Source organism: Pannonibacter sp. CBAS1226 (assembly GCF_055685825.1).
On sequence record NZ_JBVOUO010000020.1, the window covers coordinates 1 to 18,607 of the forward strand.

Here is an 18,607-nt window from a genome sequence, read left to right on the forward strand (position 1 = left end):
CGGACTTCCGCCGATCTGGCCGCGTTCCTTCACATTATGCACTGCTGCGGATTACTGAAGTTATGCTCACGTCGTCATAACTTCAGCCAGTTGGCGATATAGGCGGCGTGATCGGTACGCGGCTCCTGCGAGATACCCAGATCGCTGCACAAGAAGGCCGCGCCCAGCTCGGCTACCAGCTCTTCCATCGCGTAGTGCTCGTTCGCAAAGCGCGCTGACATATCCCGGTCGAGTCTGGTCTTTGCGCCTGACCAATGCACCAGTTCATGGCAGAGCGTCGAATAGAAGCCTTCTGCGGCGGTGGTGGTTTTGGTGCCGACAAAGCGGCGACGATCCGGCATGTGGATCATGTCGAGTTCCGGCACATAGCAGGCCCGATCACCGCCCTCGGTGATCTGCGCACCCGTCGCGGCGACGAAGGCTTCGGCGCGGGCTATCGGATCAAAAGCCGGTGTTGCGGGCAGGTCTTCGATAGGAAGCACGTCGCCATCGACCTGTGCGGCGTTAAAGACACGGCTGGCTCTGGCGATCATGCGTTCGCTCTGGCCGGCTTCGCCGGTGTCGGGATCGGTCTCGTCATAGGCGATGGTCTTGTAGAAGACGACGAGCGAGGACTTCTCGCCCTTGCGAACCTGACAGCCCTTCTCCTGCCATTGCCGGTACGTCCCCCAGATGTTCGACGGGAACGCGGCGGCCATTGCGGAGACCCAGAGCGAGATGATGTTGATCCCGTTATACGGATTGCCCGAGCTGACATTGACCGGCCGGGCGAAGGTGCCTCCCTGTGCTCTGATCCAGGGAAGGCGGAACTCCCCTGCGGTTTCGATTGCATCGACGATGCGGTTGGTGATCTCCTGATGGACATCGAATTTCGGTGTGCGTGACATGGCTCTTTCCTCCTTGCCGGTTGCCGGCCGCGACCACCGCGGCCTGATGGCGTCCGGTGGGCAGGGAAAGAGCGCCCTTGCACCCCGAAGGGGCGGGCAAAGCGGAAAGACGGCTATGCCGTTGCAAGGGCGTGATGCCCTGCCAGGACAGCCAATCAATCAGGCCGTGTGGATCGCGGTGGCTCGTATCGGGAGAGGAACAGCGCCAGACGGCGCCCACGGATCATGTGTCCGTCAGATCATAGAGGGCATGAAGCCATCGCCCAGCCGGATATCGCAGCCAGCCCCTTGTCAGTGGGCTTTGGCCAACAACCGGGTGGCGGCAGGACGACACGGGTTGATGGTGATCGCACTAAAATTGCGCCCTCCTGCCACCGCAAGGTCAGTTCTCCATGGAGACTTGATGTGACGGCGGCGCATTGTGGGTTCCCGTCAGGGGTCGGCCGCCGCCACATCAAATCTCCATGTCATCTCATTCCGCCATCAGCGCTCTCAACTCGTCGAGCTCACGCCGGAAATTGTCATTGGCGGCCTCAAGATCGGCGCCCAACCTACTGTTCTCGGCTTCCAGTTCAGCAATGCGCTCGTTTTGGGATTTATCAGACATAGTCAGCGCTGTGAGATGGCGGCTCAATTCCGCGACCTGTTTGACGAGATCATCCAGTAGCGCTTTGAGTTCCTTGATCGCCTCGACGATTGGCGCAACAATTCCGTTATAGTTGACAGATTTGGTGCCTTCTTCATCGGTCTTGACGAGGATGGGGAATTGCTTCTCCACCTCCTGCGCGATGAAGCCCATGTAATGTTCGCCGGGATGCATCTTCCATTCAAAGCTCACTCCGCTGAGCCTCATCAGCTTCGCCAACGCCCCTTCAACCGGCTGGATATCTTGTTTCAGCCGGATATCCGATGTGCACCCGCCGGTGTTGACCACGCAGGCGCCTCCCGTCCCATGTGCACGAACATTTCCACTGTCACTCACCACGTATATATCGCTGTTTCCACTGGATCCTTCCCCCACGTAACCCGTACGGTTATCGTTAATGTCACGAAAACTTACATAGGACACGTTTGAGCTGCCTGCGGCATTTCCTTGTATTGCTATCTGTCCATATCCCGAATTTTTTGGCGGCCCTTTGATATGAAGCATTGCTAAAGGTGCCGTCGTCCCGATGCCAACCCTACTTGACCTGTCAATAAACATCGCAGGTGAAGAGTTTCCAAAAATCGGATCATTTACTGCAAATCCTAATCCCTTATTTTGGCCGGATTGTATTAATCCACTTCCAGAGGAGTCCGGCAAACTGGCATTCATTCCCAGATATAGCCCTATGTGTCCTCGAACAGATATGTATTGATCTTCTAATGTGCCTTGCCCAAAATTTGCGACATGGCCTAACCCTACCACCTGAAGCTTCTGAGACGGAGAACTCGTCCCGATCCCGACATTGCCACCCCCCGGATTGAGCGCCATATTCTGGTAGCCGCTTCCGCTAACAACTTGAATATGGGCTGCAGCGCTCGCGGTCCCTGGCATGCTGCGCAGCCAAGTTGTTGGCGAGGCGGCGGGTGCCATCTCGAACATATGTCCGCTCGGGGAATTAGCATAAACCGATCCAGGACCTGCCGTATCACTGAGTGTCTTAAGATATAAAGCTTGGGTTGAGCTAATATTATTCAAGCTGACCGCTGAAATATCTCCATTCACATGAAGCATATTTGTGGGCGCTGCCGTCCCGATCCCGACATTGCCGTCCGAGTTGATATAGATACCGTCTGTGCCGCCTTCACCGACAAGCTTGTGCGTACCGAGATCGAGGTTCTGTGTTGCGGTATGATCGCCGAGATTGTCGCCCTCTCCACCCGCACCACCGCCACCACCAACAAAATTAAACGCTAGGCCGTCTGCATAAAGTTCAGAAATCGTTTTGTTGGCGCAGTTGCCGTCGATGGCGGTACTTGAGACGCCTGTGACAACTTCTCGAAGTGACAAGAAGGAGCCGTCAGAGCTCATATTGAGACGAATATATTTGGGATCTATAGAGATATTGCCGCCTGATCGGTAAGCACGATAACCGCCCGCCTTACTTTCGAAGGTATGATAGAGCACCCATCCTCCATCATTTGCGAATGTGCCAGACGACGCCTCACAGACGATCGCATCCGGCCAACCGGGAACCATTGTGCTGCCGCTCGAATTACCGGAGCCGCCGCCCACGAAGTTAAAGGCTTGTCCGTCTGCATAGAGTTGAGAAATGGATTTGCCGACACATTCTTGATGAACAGCGGTTCCCCATCCTGCCGTGTAAAGTACGTCCTTGTATGTTTTATCTGGACTATAAACTAACATCAAAGAGCGGGCCTGATCGTAATCTTGTCTTTGCCAACTATTAAGGTAATGCACATCCCCATTTAAGGCTTCATAACTTGGATGAAACGTAGCCCATCGATTACCATCGCCGCAAACAATCGCATCCGGCCAGCCTTCGATTATGGATGTGCCTCCCGCGCCCGAATCGCTAGAACCGGACAGCGTTTCCCATCCGTAATTGCCGTTGAAGACGCAGACCTCGATCGCCTTGTCGAGAGGGTTGAAGCGCATACGGCCGATATGGTTCATGTCGGTACAGGAGGCGAGGCCGACTTGTCCGGGGTCTTCACCGGCAAAGCCCATGCGGAACGCACCGTCTACCTCGACATCCTTGGCCGTGACTGCCGTGGTCGGCTCGCCCTGTTTCAATTCCCACAGCCCGCCGGAACCCGACACCGCCCCCGCATAGGTAAATATCTGAACGAGATCGTCACCCAGCCCGTCCGGATTGATGCCGATATCATTGGTTTCGGGATCACCGTCATAGGGCAGGCACGGCGTTTCGAACTGTCTGTTCGGCCCCGCAGAGATAATCGCAATCACCGCGCCCGACGTGCTGTCCTCACCGGCAATACGGTTCTCGGAGCCTGTCACCGATCCGTGATCCCACACGCAATAGGCATATTGCGTTCCCCACGGATCGGTCTGGATCGCGCCAATATCCATAGGCAGGCATCCGCCCTCTCCGGGCAGAGTGATGTTGCAGGATTCTTCCGATGTCGGGACGAATGGCGCGGGTTCGATATAGCCATCCTCATCCTCATCCCCGCCATTGGGACGGGTGGCGGCGTTCATCACCACCACTTTCGCATTCATCAACAGGTCATTCTGCGCCATGTTCTGGTTGGTGACTTTGCTGGCGGTTGTAATCGGGCCGGACAACATATTCACGCCCGCAACGGCTGCGACGCCCATCATAGCCACCATCGCCATCATCATGGCGACGATATTCCCGCGCTGTCTGCGTCGCTCCGGGAACGGCATCAGCGCTCGCGCTGTTCGGTTTTGCGTTGACGATAGGTGTTGGCCGCCATAACGCCAACCGCGCCCAAGGCCACACCCCATACGGCCCAGAATACGGCCATAATCCAGATTACAATATCGGCCTCAACACAAGCCCATGAAAAACATATACTCTCTATCATTATCGCTTCAATAAACCGTCCTTTGGTTATATATTACCATAGTCGGAATTATACTTGCAATAATGTAATTTCATTTCACCATTACATGGAAAAATATTCTGAAAAGAATCGAAAACCCCGCTTCTGCCGACCGTTCATAAAGGACGCTTTATGATCTCATATGTGGGGTAAAGAGAGGAGCGACCATCATGGCTCTGCCAGCCAAACTCACCGGCCTTCATACCGCACGCAAAACCATCGGTTATGCCCGTGTGTCCACCGACGAACAGAATCTCGATCTGCAACTCCAGGCGCTGGAAGCTGCGGCCTGCGACCATATCTTCAAGGATCGTGGCATATCCGGCTCTGTCGCTGAACGGCGCGGGCTGGATCGTGCCCTCAAGGCGCTCAAATCCGGCGATGTGCTGGTGGTATGGAAGCTTGACCGGCTGGGGCGGTCCCTGCCGCATCTGATCGACACCATCACTGCCTTGCGCGATCGGGGTGTCGGCTTTGTCTCATTACAGGAGCAGATCGACACGACCAGTGCCGGCGGGCGGTTCTATCTGCATATTCTTGCCGCACTGGCCGAGTTCGAGCGCGAGATGATCCGTGAACGCACCGTCGCCGGCATGGCCGCCGCCAAGCGGCGCGGGGTGCAACTGGGGCGGCCGTTCAAGCTCAGCGCTGATGAGATCGCCCAGGCCATCGCCATGGTGCATGGCGGATACACCCGCACCACCATCGCGGCGCATTTCAAGGTCAGTGCCATCACCCTCCGCCGCGCCCTTCATGCCAATGGCATGACCGATTGAGGAAAGATCGCACAGATCCAGGCCGTTCACATCAGCTCGCTACGGCGCTATGTGGGGAGCGCGCTTCGCTGATGCCAAAAAGGGGATGGGCTCACGCCGCTACCAAATGAGTGTGACTGTTGAGCAACCCACAGGCACAAGTTCACTCAATGCTTGACGATCTCGTCGTGAAGCAGCGCGTCTATGGCGGGGTTGGGCGGGAGATAACCTCTGGCGCGCAAGGCGATCACGTCGGGTAATCCCTCACTGGTTTCGACAACATCAAAGCCGTAGTGGACCAAAATTTTCTTGAGGATGCCGTAGGATTGCTTCCAGAGTACGCCTTCCATCCTGACCGCGTGGAGGGCGGCCTTCAGGTCGTCGAGAGTCGGTTCATCGTCGTTTTCAGCCATCTTCGCACAGAATCAGAATGGCGGAATCCGCGCAACCACGACGCTCGCACGAACCGCGATTTGGCGGGACGAAATATGCTGCCGTCGATAAACTGCGGTCGGTGAGGATGGCAATCGGCGAGGAAATGCATGTCGGCAATGGACTACCACTATGAAACGGTTGGGCGCGTTCTGGCGCATTTGGTCAATGTCGGATTGAAGCGGATAGATTTTGAGCCATCCGATGCGATGGACATTATGACGGAGCGGCGGGGTGACGAGGAAGAGGTCATCGAAACCTTTGCCGATGTCGTGAAATGGATGCACGATGAAGGTCTGATCCGCATTCACGCGATTCAGGAATTCGATGGCGGTTTCGCGTTCAGCGGCGTTCAGCTTTCCGCAAAAGGCATTGCCGTGGTGCAGGCGAAGCCCGATGATGCGGCTTTAGGCGAGAGTATCGAGAAGCGTGTATCGGCCGACGGCGGCGGCGGCCTCGATGCATCCGTCTATACGAAGATCGGGGCGTTCGTCGGCGGTTTGATCGGCGGCGTCAGTCAATCGCTCGGAGGGTAGCGGCGTAGGCGATCCTGCGACGGCAAGGCATCGGAAAACGGTCAAACCCTTCGCTATCCCGATGAAGAGCTCCTAACTCGGATAATAGTATCCGCATAGAGGGAGATGAAAACCGCGCACAGCTCGCTCAAAAGGATACACCGCACGGCGGGGTTCGCCGTGCGGTGCGTTGGGGTATCAAGCCACCTTAGTCCTGTTCGTCCTCGACAGAAACGGCAGGGGCATAGCTTGATGCGGCGCGGTCGGTGTAACCGCTCGCGGGGTTGGCCAGATAACGGGGGAGCCAGTTATCGGCATGACAGGTGCGACGACCGTCCAAGGCATCGGTGATGATGGCCTTTTGCGCTTTGGCCGTGGCCGTCACATTGGCATCGGCGGCGTGGTCGCCCGCCACTTCCCGAACCATGCTGTTGATCGCCTCCTTGTCGCGGAGAAGATCAAAGAAGGTGGTTTCGGGCGTCCACCAATTCCGCATATCGGTTCCCATGAGGGCGGCAATTTTGTCGATCATCGGCGTATGGGCGGACAGGGTTTCAGCCATTGCCAAGGTCATGACGCGTACGACTTGTGTATCGTCCATCCCCATGAGGGTATCGAAGATGGCGCCCAGATCACGGTGCATCCCGTAATCATTGCCGCTGGGAACCAGATTGCCGCTGTCGTGGACACTGCCGTAGCCATAATGGGAATGGCTGTAGCCCTCGTCGTCCTCGATCTCGTCTTCGGCATCCTCGGCCTGATCCTCGTCCTCATCGGTGACGGGGTTCAGTTTGAGCAACTGGCGCACTGCCGCCTGTTCCTCGGCCATGACGGATACGGCCTTGGCTCCTGCAAGGGCTTCTGTGATGGCGGTGCTGTTGCCCTTCCGGCTGTCGGCCTTGACGCTCCACAGGGGGGAGCCGGCCACCATGTGCGCCACGGTCAACCGTAGGGCAATACTTGGATGGTTGAGCAATTCGGCCTGAACGGCGGCGTGGCGGTGCAAGCCAAGGTAATTTTCCATAGCCTGCGTCAGTTCGGGCTTGGTGGGTTTGGTGGCATCCTCCCCCCGCCCTTTCTGCTCGGCCTTGCGGCGGCGGTCATGTTCCTTTTGGGTCAGAAAGCCCTCATGGAACTTCACCTCACCGTCATGGCTCGTTTCGATATAGACGTGACCGCCCTTGGTCTTCGGAACCCTGACATGCTCCCATGACAGCCAACGCTCCCCGACTTCAAGCACATGGACTGCCGCCCATTCTTCCTTGTCATAGGCATAGCGGCGCGCTGAAATCGCCTTGTTCTGCAATTCCCAGAACAGAGCGGCATCGGAGAAGTAGCGCTCCTCGCCAAATAGGTCGCCGATGATGGGCTTTCTGTAGTCGCTCTCGTCAAACAGGGCGTGGATGGTCAGGAGGTTGCCGCCCAACAGCCACTGTTTCAGGTGGTGCGCCGAATGGGTCGGGACATAGGGGTCATCGGCCTTGACCAGTTTCCACCATTCCTGCTGTTTGCGCTTGGACGCCAGAGTCAGGGTGCGGATGATATCGGCGCGGATGTCCCCTTGCTCATAGGCTTTCAAGATCGGTGGGATGATATTGGCAATGGCCATGCGCTGACGGACATAGCGTTCAGTCACACCGAAACGGGCGGCAACGTCTTCCGCGCTGATACCCTTGGCGATCAGATCGGCAAATGCCCTGTATTCATCCAGTTCGTTGTTGGGCAGACGGGCAAAATTCTCGGCCAAAGATGCCTCCAAGGCCGCCGCATCGTCACCGTCTTCCATGATACCGCAGGGAACGGGATTGCTGATCCCTTCGGCCTCAAGGGCTTTCAGGGCATAGAACCTGCGCTGTCCCGCCACGATTTCAAAGCCTTCGCAGTTCGGACGAACAAGCAAGGGCTGGATGATGCCGATGGCGCGAATAGACGGCACAAGGTCATCCACTTCGCCGCCGCCGCGCTTGCGGACGTTCAAGGGTGAGAGTTTCAGTTGGTCGAGTGTTAAATGGTCGAGTTTCATGGCTGTTTTCCTTTCGCTAAGCCGTTGAAGTAACAAGCGAAGCCCCTCAAAGAGAGAGCCGCGCTTGCATTCCTGGCTAGCGCCGAGCGTCCATCACAAAGCCCGCCAGGGGCGGGCATGGACGTTCGACCGGAGGCGGGGCCGCCAAAGCCAAACCCTGCTTGCAGGGCCTGGGCCGGACAATACGGGAGGCCGCTTGCGGCCGAAGGAGCGAGCAGGCCGGCCTTCGGCTATTGGAGCAAGGCACCGAATCCGGTGTAAGCTGACAGGTGGGATGCCAAGTGCGCGACAGCGCACAGAAAACGTCATCGGCTTGCCGATGGCCTTATGATCTTCACGCCAGGGATCGTCACCCGGATGGGACGAAACCGCGCATGCGGGTTCGGCGGCACTGCCGTAGAGCCCGGGATTTGTCCCGAGACGCCAATTAACAGATGCGGCTTATCTGCGGGAAAAAGTTGCATTCTGTGCAGCAGGCCGTCACCATAATAGACGACATGACCGATCCCACTGCGCTTTGGCGTACGGGTCGGTCTTCATTTTGTAATCATGACTGCCGGCCATTTGCTTTGACGTTTAGGCTGTGTGTCCATCTTAGATTGACATATTAGCAGCATCATAAAGTGACGCTCGCATTCGCTTTGGGTTTGTGCCATAATGTCCATCATGAATGGACAAAATGCATCAAAGCTAAAGCAGGTTCTTCAGAATGTTCCGCCGGGCTTTCTGGTCGACACTGCTTGGATGAGCCGTCACGACATCTCTCGCCAGTCTGTTTCCGCATATGTCAAGCAAGGCTGGCTCGAAAGGATCATGCAGGGCCTTTATCGCCGCCCTTTTACACCATCGGAAAATCCCGAAGCGGTCACCGGATGGAAGATACCGCTCCTCTCCGCGCAATGGCTGATGAAGTACCGCTTCCATGTCGGGGGCATGACGGCTTTATCGCTGCACGGGCATGTACACTATCTAGCATTGGGCGGCAGGCAGAAGGTCCACCTCTACGGCGACGACATACCGGAATGGCTGCTTAAAATACATACCGATAGCCGCCTTGTACGCCATAGCACGAAGCTGTTTGGCGACGTCTCACTCGGAGTCGAAAGCGGTTCATTCGATTTAGGGAACCAATCCGATAATGATGTGGCCATGAGCCCGTGGCTCTGGCCGATCAGGATGTCGACGCCGGAACGCGCCATCCTCGAAGCCCTAGATGGATTACCGCGTAGCGAGAGCTTCCACAACGTGGACGTGGTATTCGAGAGCCTTGTCAATCTGCGGCCCAAACAGATCACGACATTGCTGGCCGCCTGCAAAAGCGTCAAAGTGAAGCGCCTATTCTTCGTCTATGCCGATAAACATGCACATGCTTGGCGCAAGCATGTCGCCGCCGAGGCGGTCGATTTTGGCCGGGGCGACAGGGCTCTTGCAGAAGACGGGAAACTGCATCCGAAATATCGGATCACGGTGCCCTCCGACTTGTTGCCGGGGGAGGCTGATTGATGGCGCGTGAAAACTATGAACGGCAAGTCCAACTGCTGGTCCGCACGTTGCCCTACGTCGCGCGCCAGGAGGTATTCGCCCTGAAAGGCGGTACGGCGATCAACCTGTTTTATCGCGATATGCCGCGCCTGTCGGTCGATATAGACCTTGTCTATCTGCCTGTTGAGGATCGCCCCACGTCGCTTGCCGGCATTGATAAGGCGCTCGACGCCATGCAGATCGACCTACTGCGGAACCTGCCCAGCCTAAATGGGCAGCGCATCGCAGGCGGGAGCAACAGCGACACGCGGATTAAGATTCGGCAAGGCTCCGTTGAGATCAAAATTGAAACGTCGCCGGTAAGCCGTGGTACGGTTCACCCACCCCAACTACGGACGGTTTCCGAATCCGTGACAGAGAAGTTCGGATTCGCGGAGATGCAGGTCGTTGCTTTCGAGGACTTGTTCGGCGGCAAGCTACATGCGGCGCTAGACCGACAGCATCCGCGCGACCTTTATGATGTGAAGCTGCTCTATGAGAACGAAGGCATTACCGAAGCGCTGTTCAGTACCTTTCTTGTTTATGTCGCCAGCTCCAACCGCCCGCCGCATGAATTGCTGCGACCGTCCCTCAAGGCGCTGGATCACGACTTCGTGGCAGAGTTCGACGGAATGACCACGTATGAGGTTAGCTTGGCGGAACTGCTCGATGTGCGTGAACGACTAACCGAAGACATTGCCGCCAGAATCGACGAACCCGTGCGAAACTTTCTGTTGACCCTGCATGAAGGCGAACCCGACTTTAATGCCATCGGTCTACCCAAGGCGGTCGATCTGCCCGCTGTACAATGGAAACTGCTCAACCTTCGCAAGCTGAAAGAGCAAAATCCCGAAAAGCATTCAGAACTGCTGCGGGCAATCGAAGAGCTGTAACGGGTAGTAGCATCGCCTGCCAAACGCCCTCAAGCACGCATGGAAATCCTGCCGCCAAAAGCCCGAATAAGCTGAACATGGCCGCCATCAGGGAGATCTGGCATCCCGGCGTCCTTTGTGACCCATGCAAACGATCCCTCGCGTCTAACAAGCCACATCCCACTGCCGCCTTCACCGTCGCTAATCATGATTTCGCCCTCGGGCAACTTTACCGACGAGGGAAAACGTAATGTCCGATCGACAGCGGAAAAGACGCCGTATCCAAGATGCTCCTGCAAAACTTCAAGCTGGCCGTCGATCTCCACGGCTTCCACCCCCGCGGGTGACCGGTAAACCGTTACGGTGAGCATTTGGACTTCAAGAGAGCCTAATGCGATCTCCCAATCGCGATTGCGCTTGTTCGCAATTACCGCAACGCTGCGTGGAACGGCCTTTAGAAACGTCTGGATTTGCCCCACAGACAGCCCAGTTTCCCTCGCCAAAATGGATTCGCAATCAGGCAACGGCTCGCCGTATCGGAAGGCACGGACTTGCGGCAAAACGTGCCCGTTAAGCGAATGGGTTATCAGCTCAACCTCAACGATGAACCAATGCGAGTAATCTTTCGCAATAAGAGCGAGGTCGGGCCGCGATACCCGACCGTCGAGCCGGAACCCGCCTCCAAACACAATGCAGTTGTATTGCGGGTAGACGCAGCTCATAGCCTTGGCAACGATGTATTCAAGCTGCGTCTCGCTGGCCGCGTCTGCATCCCAGCGCTGGAACAGATTACCAGCGGCGCATTCTCCAACAACAAATGTACTCATGCGCGACCCCACGTAACTTCTGCGACTCCGTCCATTTCTTTTTCCTCCTCTCGGAGGCGCTGAATCTCAGGGTCTGTGGCAACCAGTGTATACACGACCGCTTGGTCCTTGCCTGCCACGGGCCGCAATACACGTCCCAGGCGCTGTATCCGCTGGCGTCTTGTGGCCGTGCTCGCAGCAATGATTCCGACCTGGGTTTCCGGCACGTTGAATCCTTCGTCCAGCGCACGGCAGGTGACGAGTACGTCGATGTGGCCCTGACGATAGTCTGAAAGCACCATCGCCCGATCGCGCAGCTTCATGCGGGAATGATAGATTCCGGCACGGATATTCGCTTGGGAGAGCACCTCCTTGATGACCTCGCATGCTTCGATATCCTCGTGAAAAATGATGATACGCTGCCCTCGATGGGACGCGACAATCCGGAGCGCCAGTCGAATTCGATTTAGGCTCAAGTTGAGAATCCGCGCTCGCCGGAGCAGCAGCGCAATCGTTTTGTCATCCTCCATACCGCGCATGTGTATCGATCGGCTTATCGCTTTCGTCAGCTTGTCGTATTCTTCCTGGCGGTCGTCTTCGAGATCAAAGACAATGTTCTTCAACGCGAAAGGCACGATCACGCCATCCCGCAAGGCATCCCGATACGTGTATTGATAAATGACCGGACCCAACGCGGGGATCAGCACCTCATCCAGGCCATCATCATATTGACGCTCCGGGGTTGCTGACAGTCCGAGCGATGCGCTTTTTTCTATCTCAAGTGAGTTGCGAAACTTCGTGCTGGCAGCCTTATGGCACTCATCGACGATCAAGAAACTGCGGCGGGCGCGGCTCTCGGCTTGAAGTTTTGCGGCCGTATTGATAACGGCGATATTTATCGTGCCCTTCTTTACCTTTCCGGTGCCCGTAACGATGTGAATATCGTCCAGCGGCATGCCGAAAAAAGCTGATGCTTCCTCCCACCATTGATCGAGAAGAGCTTGAGTTGGAACCACGACCAAGGTGGAGTCGGGGCCAAAATCTTTGACACAGGCAAGCGCAAATACGGTTTTTCCGCCGCCGGTTACAACCTCTACTATCCCTCTATGGCCCTCCTCCCGCCACCGCTCCAACGCTTCTAGCTGCCAGTCACGGAGGCTGAATGAAGCCACGGTTATCCCCTTGCGGTTGCCGCTTCTGCCGGGGCATCCGCAGGAGGTGCGACAGTCGAACCAAGGGCATTGTCCGTTCTCAGAACATTAGCTCGGAGAAGGGCGTCTTTCATGCGCCGTACGCTATCGGGATTCAGCTTTGCCTGTTGGTGAAGAACCCGATGTTCGGCAATAGCATCATAGATGTATTGCCGGACGCACTCCTGAATCGTGTCGGTGCTCTCCAAGCCTGCATAGTAGGGATGAAGGCTATTGATGATGACATGCATAACGCCCGGCTGCGCACCAGCTGATAGGGTTACGTAAGGATCAAATTCGCTTATTTCACGCAGCCATACGTCAACCTGCAACCCGGACGTCACGTGAAACGTCGCCGTTCGGTCGGTTTCTTCGAGGTTCTCGACCTGCTTGGTGTTGGTGGCGACGATTGTTTCGAGCGGCGGCAGAATTGAGGTATTGATGGCATCCCGCAATTCGCCGCTTTGAAACTCGTTCGCCAGATCAGCGATCAGCTCCCGAACCTTCTCTCGCTTCCATGGTTGCCCCCTTTCGTCGCCGCGCCGTTTGCGGGCATATTCGCGGTAGTCCTTCGTCAGCTTTTCAAGGAAATCCTCGATCAGCTCTTCTTCGTCATCGTCCCAGAGGATCGCGTCTTTCGTATGGGATACCTTGAATGTGGCGTCGAGTTCGATAAGGCCGACAAGACGCTGCGCGACGAGGTTGTTCGCACCTTCATCGTCAACACCGCCGAATATGTTGCTGGGCTTCCAGGCACTCGGAAACCCCTGTATCTGCCGTTCATTCTGAAAGAGTGAAAACCCGCCGAACTTCCGGCCGCCAGCTCCGTGCTTCAAAACCCCGACGAAACCCTTGACTGTCTTGCCGTTAAATTTCTCCTCGAAGTCGGTCCGCATCGGTCTTCCGGTGGGATCACTGTCGAAGCTGAACTCATCCGGCGGCCGCACTTCTTCGCCACGATATAGCAGCTTCAGGCGCCCCGCCTTCAGGTCATGGCGGTATATCGATCCGAGGTACGTCTTGATCGTTTCTTCGGTCCTGTTTTGAATGCGGCGATTCAGATTGGATATTATGATGCGGGTATAGTGATCATCTCGGCTGACGGTGCGGCGAGACATCTGCACTTTGGTGTTCCCGCGAGCAATTTCCTCTACATCAATCTCCGCCGTCCATTCTTCTCCGCTGGACCACTCGCAAGTTTCTATCCGCCAGGCGTTCCCAATCCAGCAGGCAGCGGTCTTCATCCCCATGCCGTATTTCGACCGGCCTTTGCTGTCTGGCGTGGGATGAGCAATTTTAAGGGCATTGAGGAGATCCTGCTCCGACATTCCAATGGAATTGTCCGTAACGGTGATCTGTCGCTTGGTGGCGTCGTAGTCGATTTCCACAACTAGGGGGACGCCCTCTTTCGCCAGCACATCGTCGATTGTCGATTGGTAATTGAGGCGGGATTGCGTGGAATTGTCGATAAATTCCGCGAACGCATACCACATGGTGTATGCCATTCGGCTGTAGTTTTTGATCGCGGCCGGACCAATGGTGAGTTCCGCGAAGTTGTTGATCTGGTCCATAGCGCTACCCCCCTTGTGTTGCGCTTTGCCGGCTCATTTCAAGGTCTTCAGCAAACCGACCAAAAGAGCCTTTTGCATATGTTTCGCTGGCTTCGACGGCTACCCATCGCCTGTCCAACGATTCTGCGGCATATCCGGTCGTATTCGACCCCCCGAAGGGGTCCAGAACAAGGTCGCCCGGACGGGTCAAAAACTCGATAAAGAAGCATGCCAACCCCATCTGCATCCGCGCCGGGTGGGCCTCAAGGTCATGTTCCTTGCAATACTTGCGGTACTTTTTATCAGCCGAAGTGCCGGAGAACTTCATGAGTGACTCGGGCAATGTCGCCTCATCTTCGGCCATGCTGATGACGTTAGGTGCGATTGATCCGCCATGATCGGTCAGGAAGCCCGATGAGGAAATCACATGACCCGACGGGCGAACACCGGCATTGTAGCGCTGCGAACGGAGTAGCCCCTTCATATGATGACTGTAGGGCAGCAGCACATGGCGATTATCGGCCTTGGGATGTTCCGTGCGCGACATCCACCAGACATGCGTGAAGGAGTCCTTCAACCGCTCTCGCTTCACGTTCACCCATTGTGCGGGACTGGGAAGCCGGGCCGGGTTATGGCAGATAACATGCTGGCATAGGTGCAACTCGCCGGACCGTTTGAACGCCAAAAGCGCTTCCAGCCCCAGAGTAGACATGACAGGAACGCCAGGCTCCCAGGAGTTGCCAACTTCGATGACAATGGAGCCATCGGGCGCGAGCAGGTCGCAAAGGCGCGGGGCAAGCCCCTCCAACCAGCGCAAATAAGTTTCACCGGTTTCGTTTCCATACCTCTTCTTGCGAACAAGCGGAAACGGAGGGGAGGTAAAAATCAGATTCACCTTGCCGTTAAGTTCGTTTAGCGGCTCGGAATCAAGAGCATCTTCGATGCGAGCTACAAGCATCCGCCCCTTATCGGTGCGATATGCTTCACGAACTACAGCGGACTGGTCGGCAGGCACATCGTTTGACGCACTCATTGCCGTATGAGAATTTGACATGCTTAGAATCAGCGCCCCACATTTTACAGAATAGATCTGACGCAAGTTAGCAAAATCGGCTGAGAATGCCAGAGTGAAGCCGGCTCCATCCATCGTTCAATTTGGCAACCCAAGCGCCGGCGTGCTGTGCAGATACAGAGGTAGCAGGAAACCTCCTGATCAAGAGAGGGCGGAAGCTTCCAGCGAGTGCTGGAACGGCGATACGTCCTGATGGCGGTGCCAGGCTCGATGCCGATGCGCCGCAATCCAAGCAGGGTGATCCAACAACCCCGATGTTGGCCGGGATGAAACGCCGGGACGTTTCGCTGGCGCTGTGCAGGCTCAATGCCTGAACGGTGCCACGGCCTGGGGGATGCAACGGGGGCGCGCAGCAGCCCCCTTGCCAAGTGGGCGCTGTATTACAGCGCACATCTTGCGGAACGAATTAAGTGAACGGTACTGCGATATTGGGGTTTCATTGATCCGGTGCAGATTGGGCGCAGTGATCCAGATATGAACCGTGCCACGCCCCCTGACGCTGCTGGTTTGGTGCAATGTCGGCCAAGTGCCTGTCGGTTCGATGCAAGAGGCCGGCGCGGCGGTGCTACTCTTGCTGTGCAGCCGCAAGCGAATCTCCAAAGGGTGGGTTTTTGGGGTTGGCGGAGGCATCGCATCCGCCAAGGGCAATACGCAAGCGTAGAAACGGGACGGCACCGCAGCAGTGTCGTCCGCGTTTCTGAGTTAAGCGGTCAGCCTTGCGACGCCCCATTCGGCGGCTATCATTGCGGCGGCAGGATCGTCCCGCACGCCTGCAACGATGAGAGCAGCCCATGTTCCGTTTTCTTGCGGATACATGCGCGCCAGCGGACAGACCAGACCGCTGGGAGCGTACCACGTCAGACGATAGCCATTTCCGTCAGCTTCCCATGCCATGTGGCCGCGACCATCACCGATGGACAGCAGGCCGGCGGCGCTGGCATTGAACGTGCCGCACAGCCATGATGACAGCAGGGCTCTCAGACGCTCATCGGTTTGACCGCCAGCGTCCGCAAGAGCCCGCGCCAATAGCGCGGACTCCAGCTCTGCGGTGAACCTGCGGCCTGCATCGGCGTCCGTGGCGTTGTGCAGATTCCGCATCAGTATTCCTCCGCCAGCATGATGGTGAGGACACGGCGCGTGACCGCCGGGTCGGCGGGATCGGGGCTGAGATACTGATAGTCGGTGTCGTAGTAGTCGATCTTCCAGAAGATCGTCCCGACGCCCTCCACCTCGAACGCCCCGAAATCGCGCTCGCCATACGGGTTGTCGCCTTCGGTAAAGGCGTCGAATGTCCGCACGCCGGTGATCACCGCTTCGCGCTGCGTGTCCGGCAGGGCTTTGACCCCTTCGGTCATGACCACCTTCCCCGTAAGGAAGGTGGTACGCAGCAGATCGTTCAGTTCTGCGATGCGGGCGGTCATCGTGACCCTCCATCATCATCGCCGTTCACCGGCAGGACGAAGATCACGCCCTGGCGCTGGGTCAGCTCGATGGGGATCAGATCGAGGCTGAGGATGCCACCGGTCTTTCCGTTCTTCCGGGGCCAGACGGCGCCGATTTCTTTCGGACGACCGAGGATGTCGTTGCCCCTCTGATCCTGTCCGACGATGCGGGAGAAGCTCACGCGGAATAGCGGACGTTCGTGTTTCTGGTTTCTGTCAGTCATTGTTTTTTCCTTTCTGTTGCGGCCGCGCCAATCGCGGCCTGATGGCGTCCGACCGACAGGGCGACACAGCCCACGCACCCCGTCAGGGGCGGGCGAAGCGGAAAGACGGCGCATGCCGTTGCGTGCGGATGAGGCGTTCTGTCAGGACAGCCGGGTAATCAGGTCGCTGCCGGCGTGACCGCTCGAACAGACAAGGAAGAGACTGACCGGAACCGTCCGAAACGGACTTTCCGAAAGTTCCGAACCGCGATCAGACAGCGGATCGGCAATCGGCCTCCCGGTCATTGATGAGAACCGGCCATGTCAACCGATGGGACGAAAAATCCGGTAACCGGGCATTCGCGGTTGACCCATCATGAGCGGCCTGTAGCCTGAAGCGATCATTCCGACGAGATGGGGAGCAGCGCTTTGATGAGGGACAGCGAAAGCGCAGCCCGTGGCGGATCGGGTGATGACAAGACGGCGCCGCCACTGCCGGGAACTTCGTCTGACGAGGTTCTGGAGCTGCGGGTTATTCCGAGCGTCGGCGGCCCTCCGGAGATCCAGTACTACATCGCCGATGACCGTCGCATTATTGCGCGGATCGAAGAGACGCCCGATGGCGGGCAGCGATGGTTCGGTCACTGGAGAGGCGGCACGAATTTCGGATCGGTCGATTCCATCGACGCGGTGGTGCCGAAGATCGCGTATTTCTTCCGCAAATCGACCAGCCGAATGCCATACCGCGTACTGGCATGGCCGCTCAGCATTCTTGAGGACCATAGATGACCGCAGCAGAAAGAATACACGGCGCACTGGAAACGGCGCTGACCCATATCGAGGAAGTGCTGGGTCAGGAGCCGCCCGTTACGCCGTCCTTGTCCGTGGTCGAGGATTCGTCCTTCTGGGCGATGGCAGAGACGACGGATGACGGTGTGCATCTTCGCATCAGCACCGGCACCGCTGATCGACTGTTTGACCTGTGGACGGCGGCACTACGCGACACCGCCATTCTGGGCGATCAGGAGCCGGTCACCGACGACGTGGAGTTTCTGACACGGGTTAGTCTGATGTGGCTGATCCTCCATGAAATCGCTCATGGCGAATTGGGGCATTTCGCGTTCCTGGGTGAGACCGGAATTTCCGAAACGGACAGACCGCGCGCGCTCGGCCTGGTCAGCCGGGTATCGGAAAATTCCGATGCGCCGATTGCCGGCTTCGAGGGGGCAGACCGTCTGGCGGTCGAACACTGCCTCGAACTTCAGGCCGATCACGAAGCCGGCGATTACGTTCTGGAGGGATGGTCGCCGGAGGAATGGGACAGTCTGCGTGTTCGTTCGGCCTGCATGATGGCGGTGATGATCCTGATTGAGAAAGCGGATGCGGACAACGCCGTCGCCTCGCCTTCCCATCCGAAAGCCGCGACGCGAATCTTCCAGCTTCTCGGCCATCTGACGACGATGTGGATGCTTCCCGCCCAGATCAGAGCGCAGGAAGAAGGGCTGTCGGAAATCCGCCAGGAAGACCTTCCCTCCGATGAAGTCGTACAGGCTTACCAGAGAGAGGTCATCCTTCCAGCATTCGCGGACGCCGCGAAGCTGGCTGCTGTGCTCAGCGCCGATACGGTGCTGGCCGATCTCGCCGAACCGGAAAATTTCTTCGCCGATATCAGCACCGCGCAGCTCGGCGCTGCTTCGGATAGCGACTTCCGAACAGCGGGTGCAAAGGAATGGTTCCGCCTCCAGCTTCTCAATCCCAAGGTGATGGACGCGCTCGATCTGGAAGGCTTGCCGGTTTAACCGGAC

17 protein-coding genes are annotated in these 18,607 nt (G+C 57.1%); 6 read left to right on the forward strand and 11 right to left on the reverse strand.

Going from position 1 to position 18,607, the window contains the following annotated elements; genetic code table 11:
- Positions 1-74 precede the first annotated feature (74 nt).
- A complete protein-coding gene (locus AC0CMF_RS24580; RefSeq protein ID WP_472482516.1) occupies positions 75-887 on the reverse strand; it encodes an ArdC family protein in 813 nt (270 codons plus the stop codon).
- 472 nt (positions 888-1,359) lie between these two features.
- Positions 1,360-4,197, reverse strand: a complete 2,838-nt coding sequence (locus tag AC0CMF_RS24585) for a tail fiber domain-containing protein (protein ID WP_472482517.1) — start codon at positions 4,195-4,197, stop codon at positions 1,360-1,362.
- A gap of 394 nt (positions 4,198-4,591) precedes the next feature.
- On the opposite strand from AC0CMF_RS24585, the gene AC0CMF_RS24590 reads away from it, so the two are divergent.
- On the forward strand, positions 4,592-5,197 hold the full coding sequence (locus AC0CMF_RS24590) for a recombinase family protein (RefSeq protein ID WP_472482518.1): 606 nt from the start codon (positions 4,592-4,594) through the stop codon (positions 5,195-5,197).
- A 146-nt stretch (positions 5,198-5,343) separates the two neighbouring features.
- Here the strand turns inward: AC0CMF_RS24590 and AC0CMF_RS24595 are convergent, their stop codons facing one another.
- A complete protein-coding gene (locus AC0CMF_RS24595; protein WP_472482519.1) occupies positions 5,344-5,589 on the reverse strand; it encodes a hypothetical protein in 246 nt (81 codons plus the stop codon).
- Between the two features lie 138 nt (positions 5,590-5,727).
- Here AC0CMF_RS24595 and AC0CMF_RS24600 point away from each other — a divergent pair, with 138 nt between their 5' ends.
- Complete coding sequence (locus AC0CMF_RS24600) at positions 5,728-6,144, forward strand: hypothetical protein (RefSeq protein ID WP_472482520.1); 417 nt, start codon at positions 5,728-5,730, stop codon at positions 6,142-6,144.
- 187 nt (positions 6,145-6,331) lie between these two features.
- Here AC0CMF_RS24600 and AC0CMF_RS24605 read toward each other — a convergent pair whose 3' ends face one another.
- Positions 6,332-8,146, reverse strand: coding sequence for a ParB/RepB/Spo0J family partition protein (locus AC0CMF_RS24605; RefSeq protein ID WP_472482521.1), 1,815 nt, complete (start codon positions 8,144-8,146; stop codon positions 6,332-6,334).
- Between the two features lie 657 nt (positions 8,147-8,803).
- Here AC0CMF_RS24605 and AC0CMF_RS24610 point away from each other — a divergent pair.
- Positions 8,804-9,649: a type IV toxin-antitoxin system AbiEi family antitoxin domain-containing protein gene (locus AC0CMF_RS24610; protein WP_472482522.1), complete on the forward strand. Its 846-nt coding sequence runs from the start codon at positions 8,804-8,806 to the stop codon at positions 9,647-9,649.
- Entirely contained in the window at positions 9,649-10,560 is a 912-nt protein-coding gene (locus tag AC0CMF_RS24615) for a nucleotidyl transferase AbiEii/AbiGii toxin family protein (protein WP_472482523.1), read from the forward strand. The genes AC0CMF_RS24610 and AC0CMF_RS24615 overlap by 1 nt, the downstream gene beginning before the upstream one ends.
- A gap of 29 nt (positions 10,561-10,589) precedes the next feature.
- Here the strand turns inward: AC0CMF_RS24615 and AC0CMF_RS24620 are convergent, their stop codons facing one another.
- The 7 genes from AC0CMF_RS24620 to AC0CMF_RS24650 form a co-directional block, all read right to left on the reverse strand.
- Positions 10,590-11,366 carry a hypothetical protein gene (locus tag AC0CMF_RS24620; RefSeq protein ID WP_472482524.1) on the reverse strand — a complete coding sequence of 259 codons (777 nt, stop codon included), beginning with the start codon at positions 11,364-11,366 and terminating at the stop codon, positions 10,590-10,592.
- The gene (locus AC0CMF_RS24625; protein WP_472482525.1) at positions 11,363-12,517 is read right to left on the reverse strand and encodes a DEAD/DEAH box helicase; all 1,155 of its coding nucleotides are present in this window, start codon (positions 12,515-12,517) and stop codon (positions 11,363-11,365) included. The genes AC0CMF_RS24620 and AC0CMF_RS24625 overlap by 4 nt, the downstream gene beginning before the upstream one ends.
- A 2-nt stretch (positions 12,518-12,519) precedes the next feature.
- A complete protein-coding gene (locus tag AC0CMF_RS24630; RefSeq protein ID WP_472482526.1) occupies positions 12,520-14,106 on the reverse strand; it encodes an ATP-binding protein in 1,587 nt (528 codons plus the stop codon).
- A 4-nt stretch (positions 14,107-14,110) separates the two neighbouring features.
- The gene (locus AC0CMF_RS24635; RefSeq protein ID WP_472482527.1) at positions 14,111-15,232 is read right to left on the reverse strand and encodes a DNA-methyltransferase; all 1,122 of its coding nucleotides are present in this window, start codon (positions 15,230-15,232) and stop codon (positions 14,111-14,113) included.
- Between the two features lie 627 nt (positions 15,233-15,859).
- Complete coding sequence (locus tag AC0CMF_RS24640) at positions 15,860-16,255, reverse strand: hypothetical protein (protein ID WP_472482528.1); 396 nt, start codon at positions 16,253-16,255, stop codon at positions 15,860-15,862.
- The gene (locus AC0CMF_RS24645; RefSeq protein ID WP_472482529.1) at positions 16,255-16,578 is read right to left on the reverse strand and encodes a DUF3768 domain-containing protein; all 324 of its coding nucleotides are present in this window, start codon (positions 16,576-16,578) and stop codon (positions 16,255-16,257) included. The genes AC0CMF_RS24640 and AC0CMF_RS24645 overlap by 1 nt, the downstream gene beginning before the upstream one ends.
- Complete coding sequence (locus AC0CMF_RS24650) at positions 16,575-16,823, reverse strand: hypothetical protein (RefSeq protein ID WP_472482530.1); 249 nt, start codon at positions 16,821-16,823, stop codon at positions 16,575-16,577. The genes AC0CMF_RS24645 and AC0CMF_RS24650 overlap by 4 nt, the downstream gene beginning before the upstream one ends.
- A gap of 411 nt (positions 16,824-17,234) precedes the next feature.
- Between AC0CMF_RS24650 and AC0CMF_RS24655 the strand changes: the two genes are divergently transcribed.
- Both AC0CMF_RS24655 and AC0CMF_RS24660 read left to right on the forward strand, forming a co-directional pair.
- The gene (locus AC0CMF_RS24655; protein WP_472482531.1) at positions 17,235-17,591 is read left to right on the forward strand and encodes a hypothetical protein; all 357 of its coding nucleotides are present in this window, start codon (positions 17,235-17,237) and stop codon (positions 17,589-17,591) included.
- Positions 17,588-18,601 carry a hypothetical protein gene (locus tag AC0CMF_RS24660; RefSeq protein ID WP_472482532.1) on the forward strand — a complete coding sequence of 338 codons (1,014 nt, stop codon included), beginning with the start codon at positions 17,588-17,590 and terminating at the stop codon, positions 18,599-18,601. Before AC0CMF_RS24655 ends, AC0CMF_RS24660 begins: the two co-directional genes overlap by 4 nt.
- Positions 18,602-18,607 lie beyond the last annotated feature (6 nt).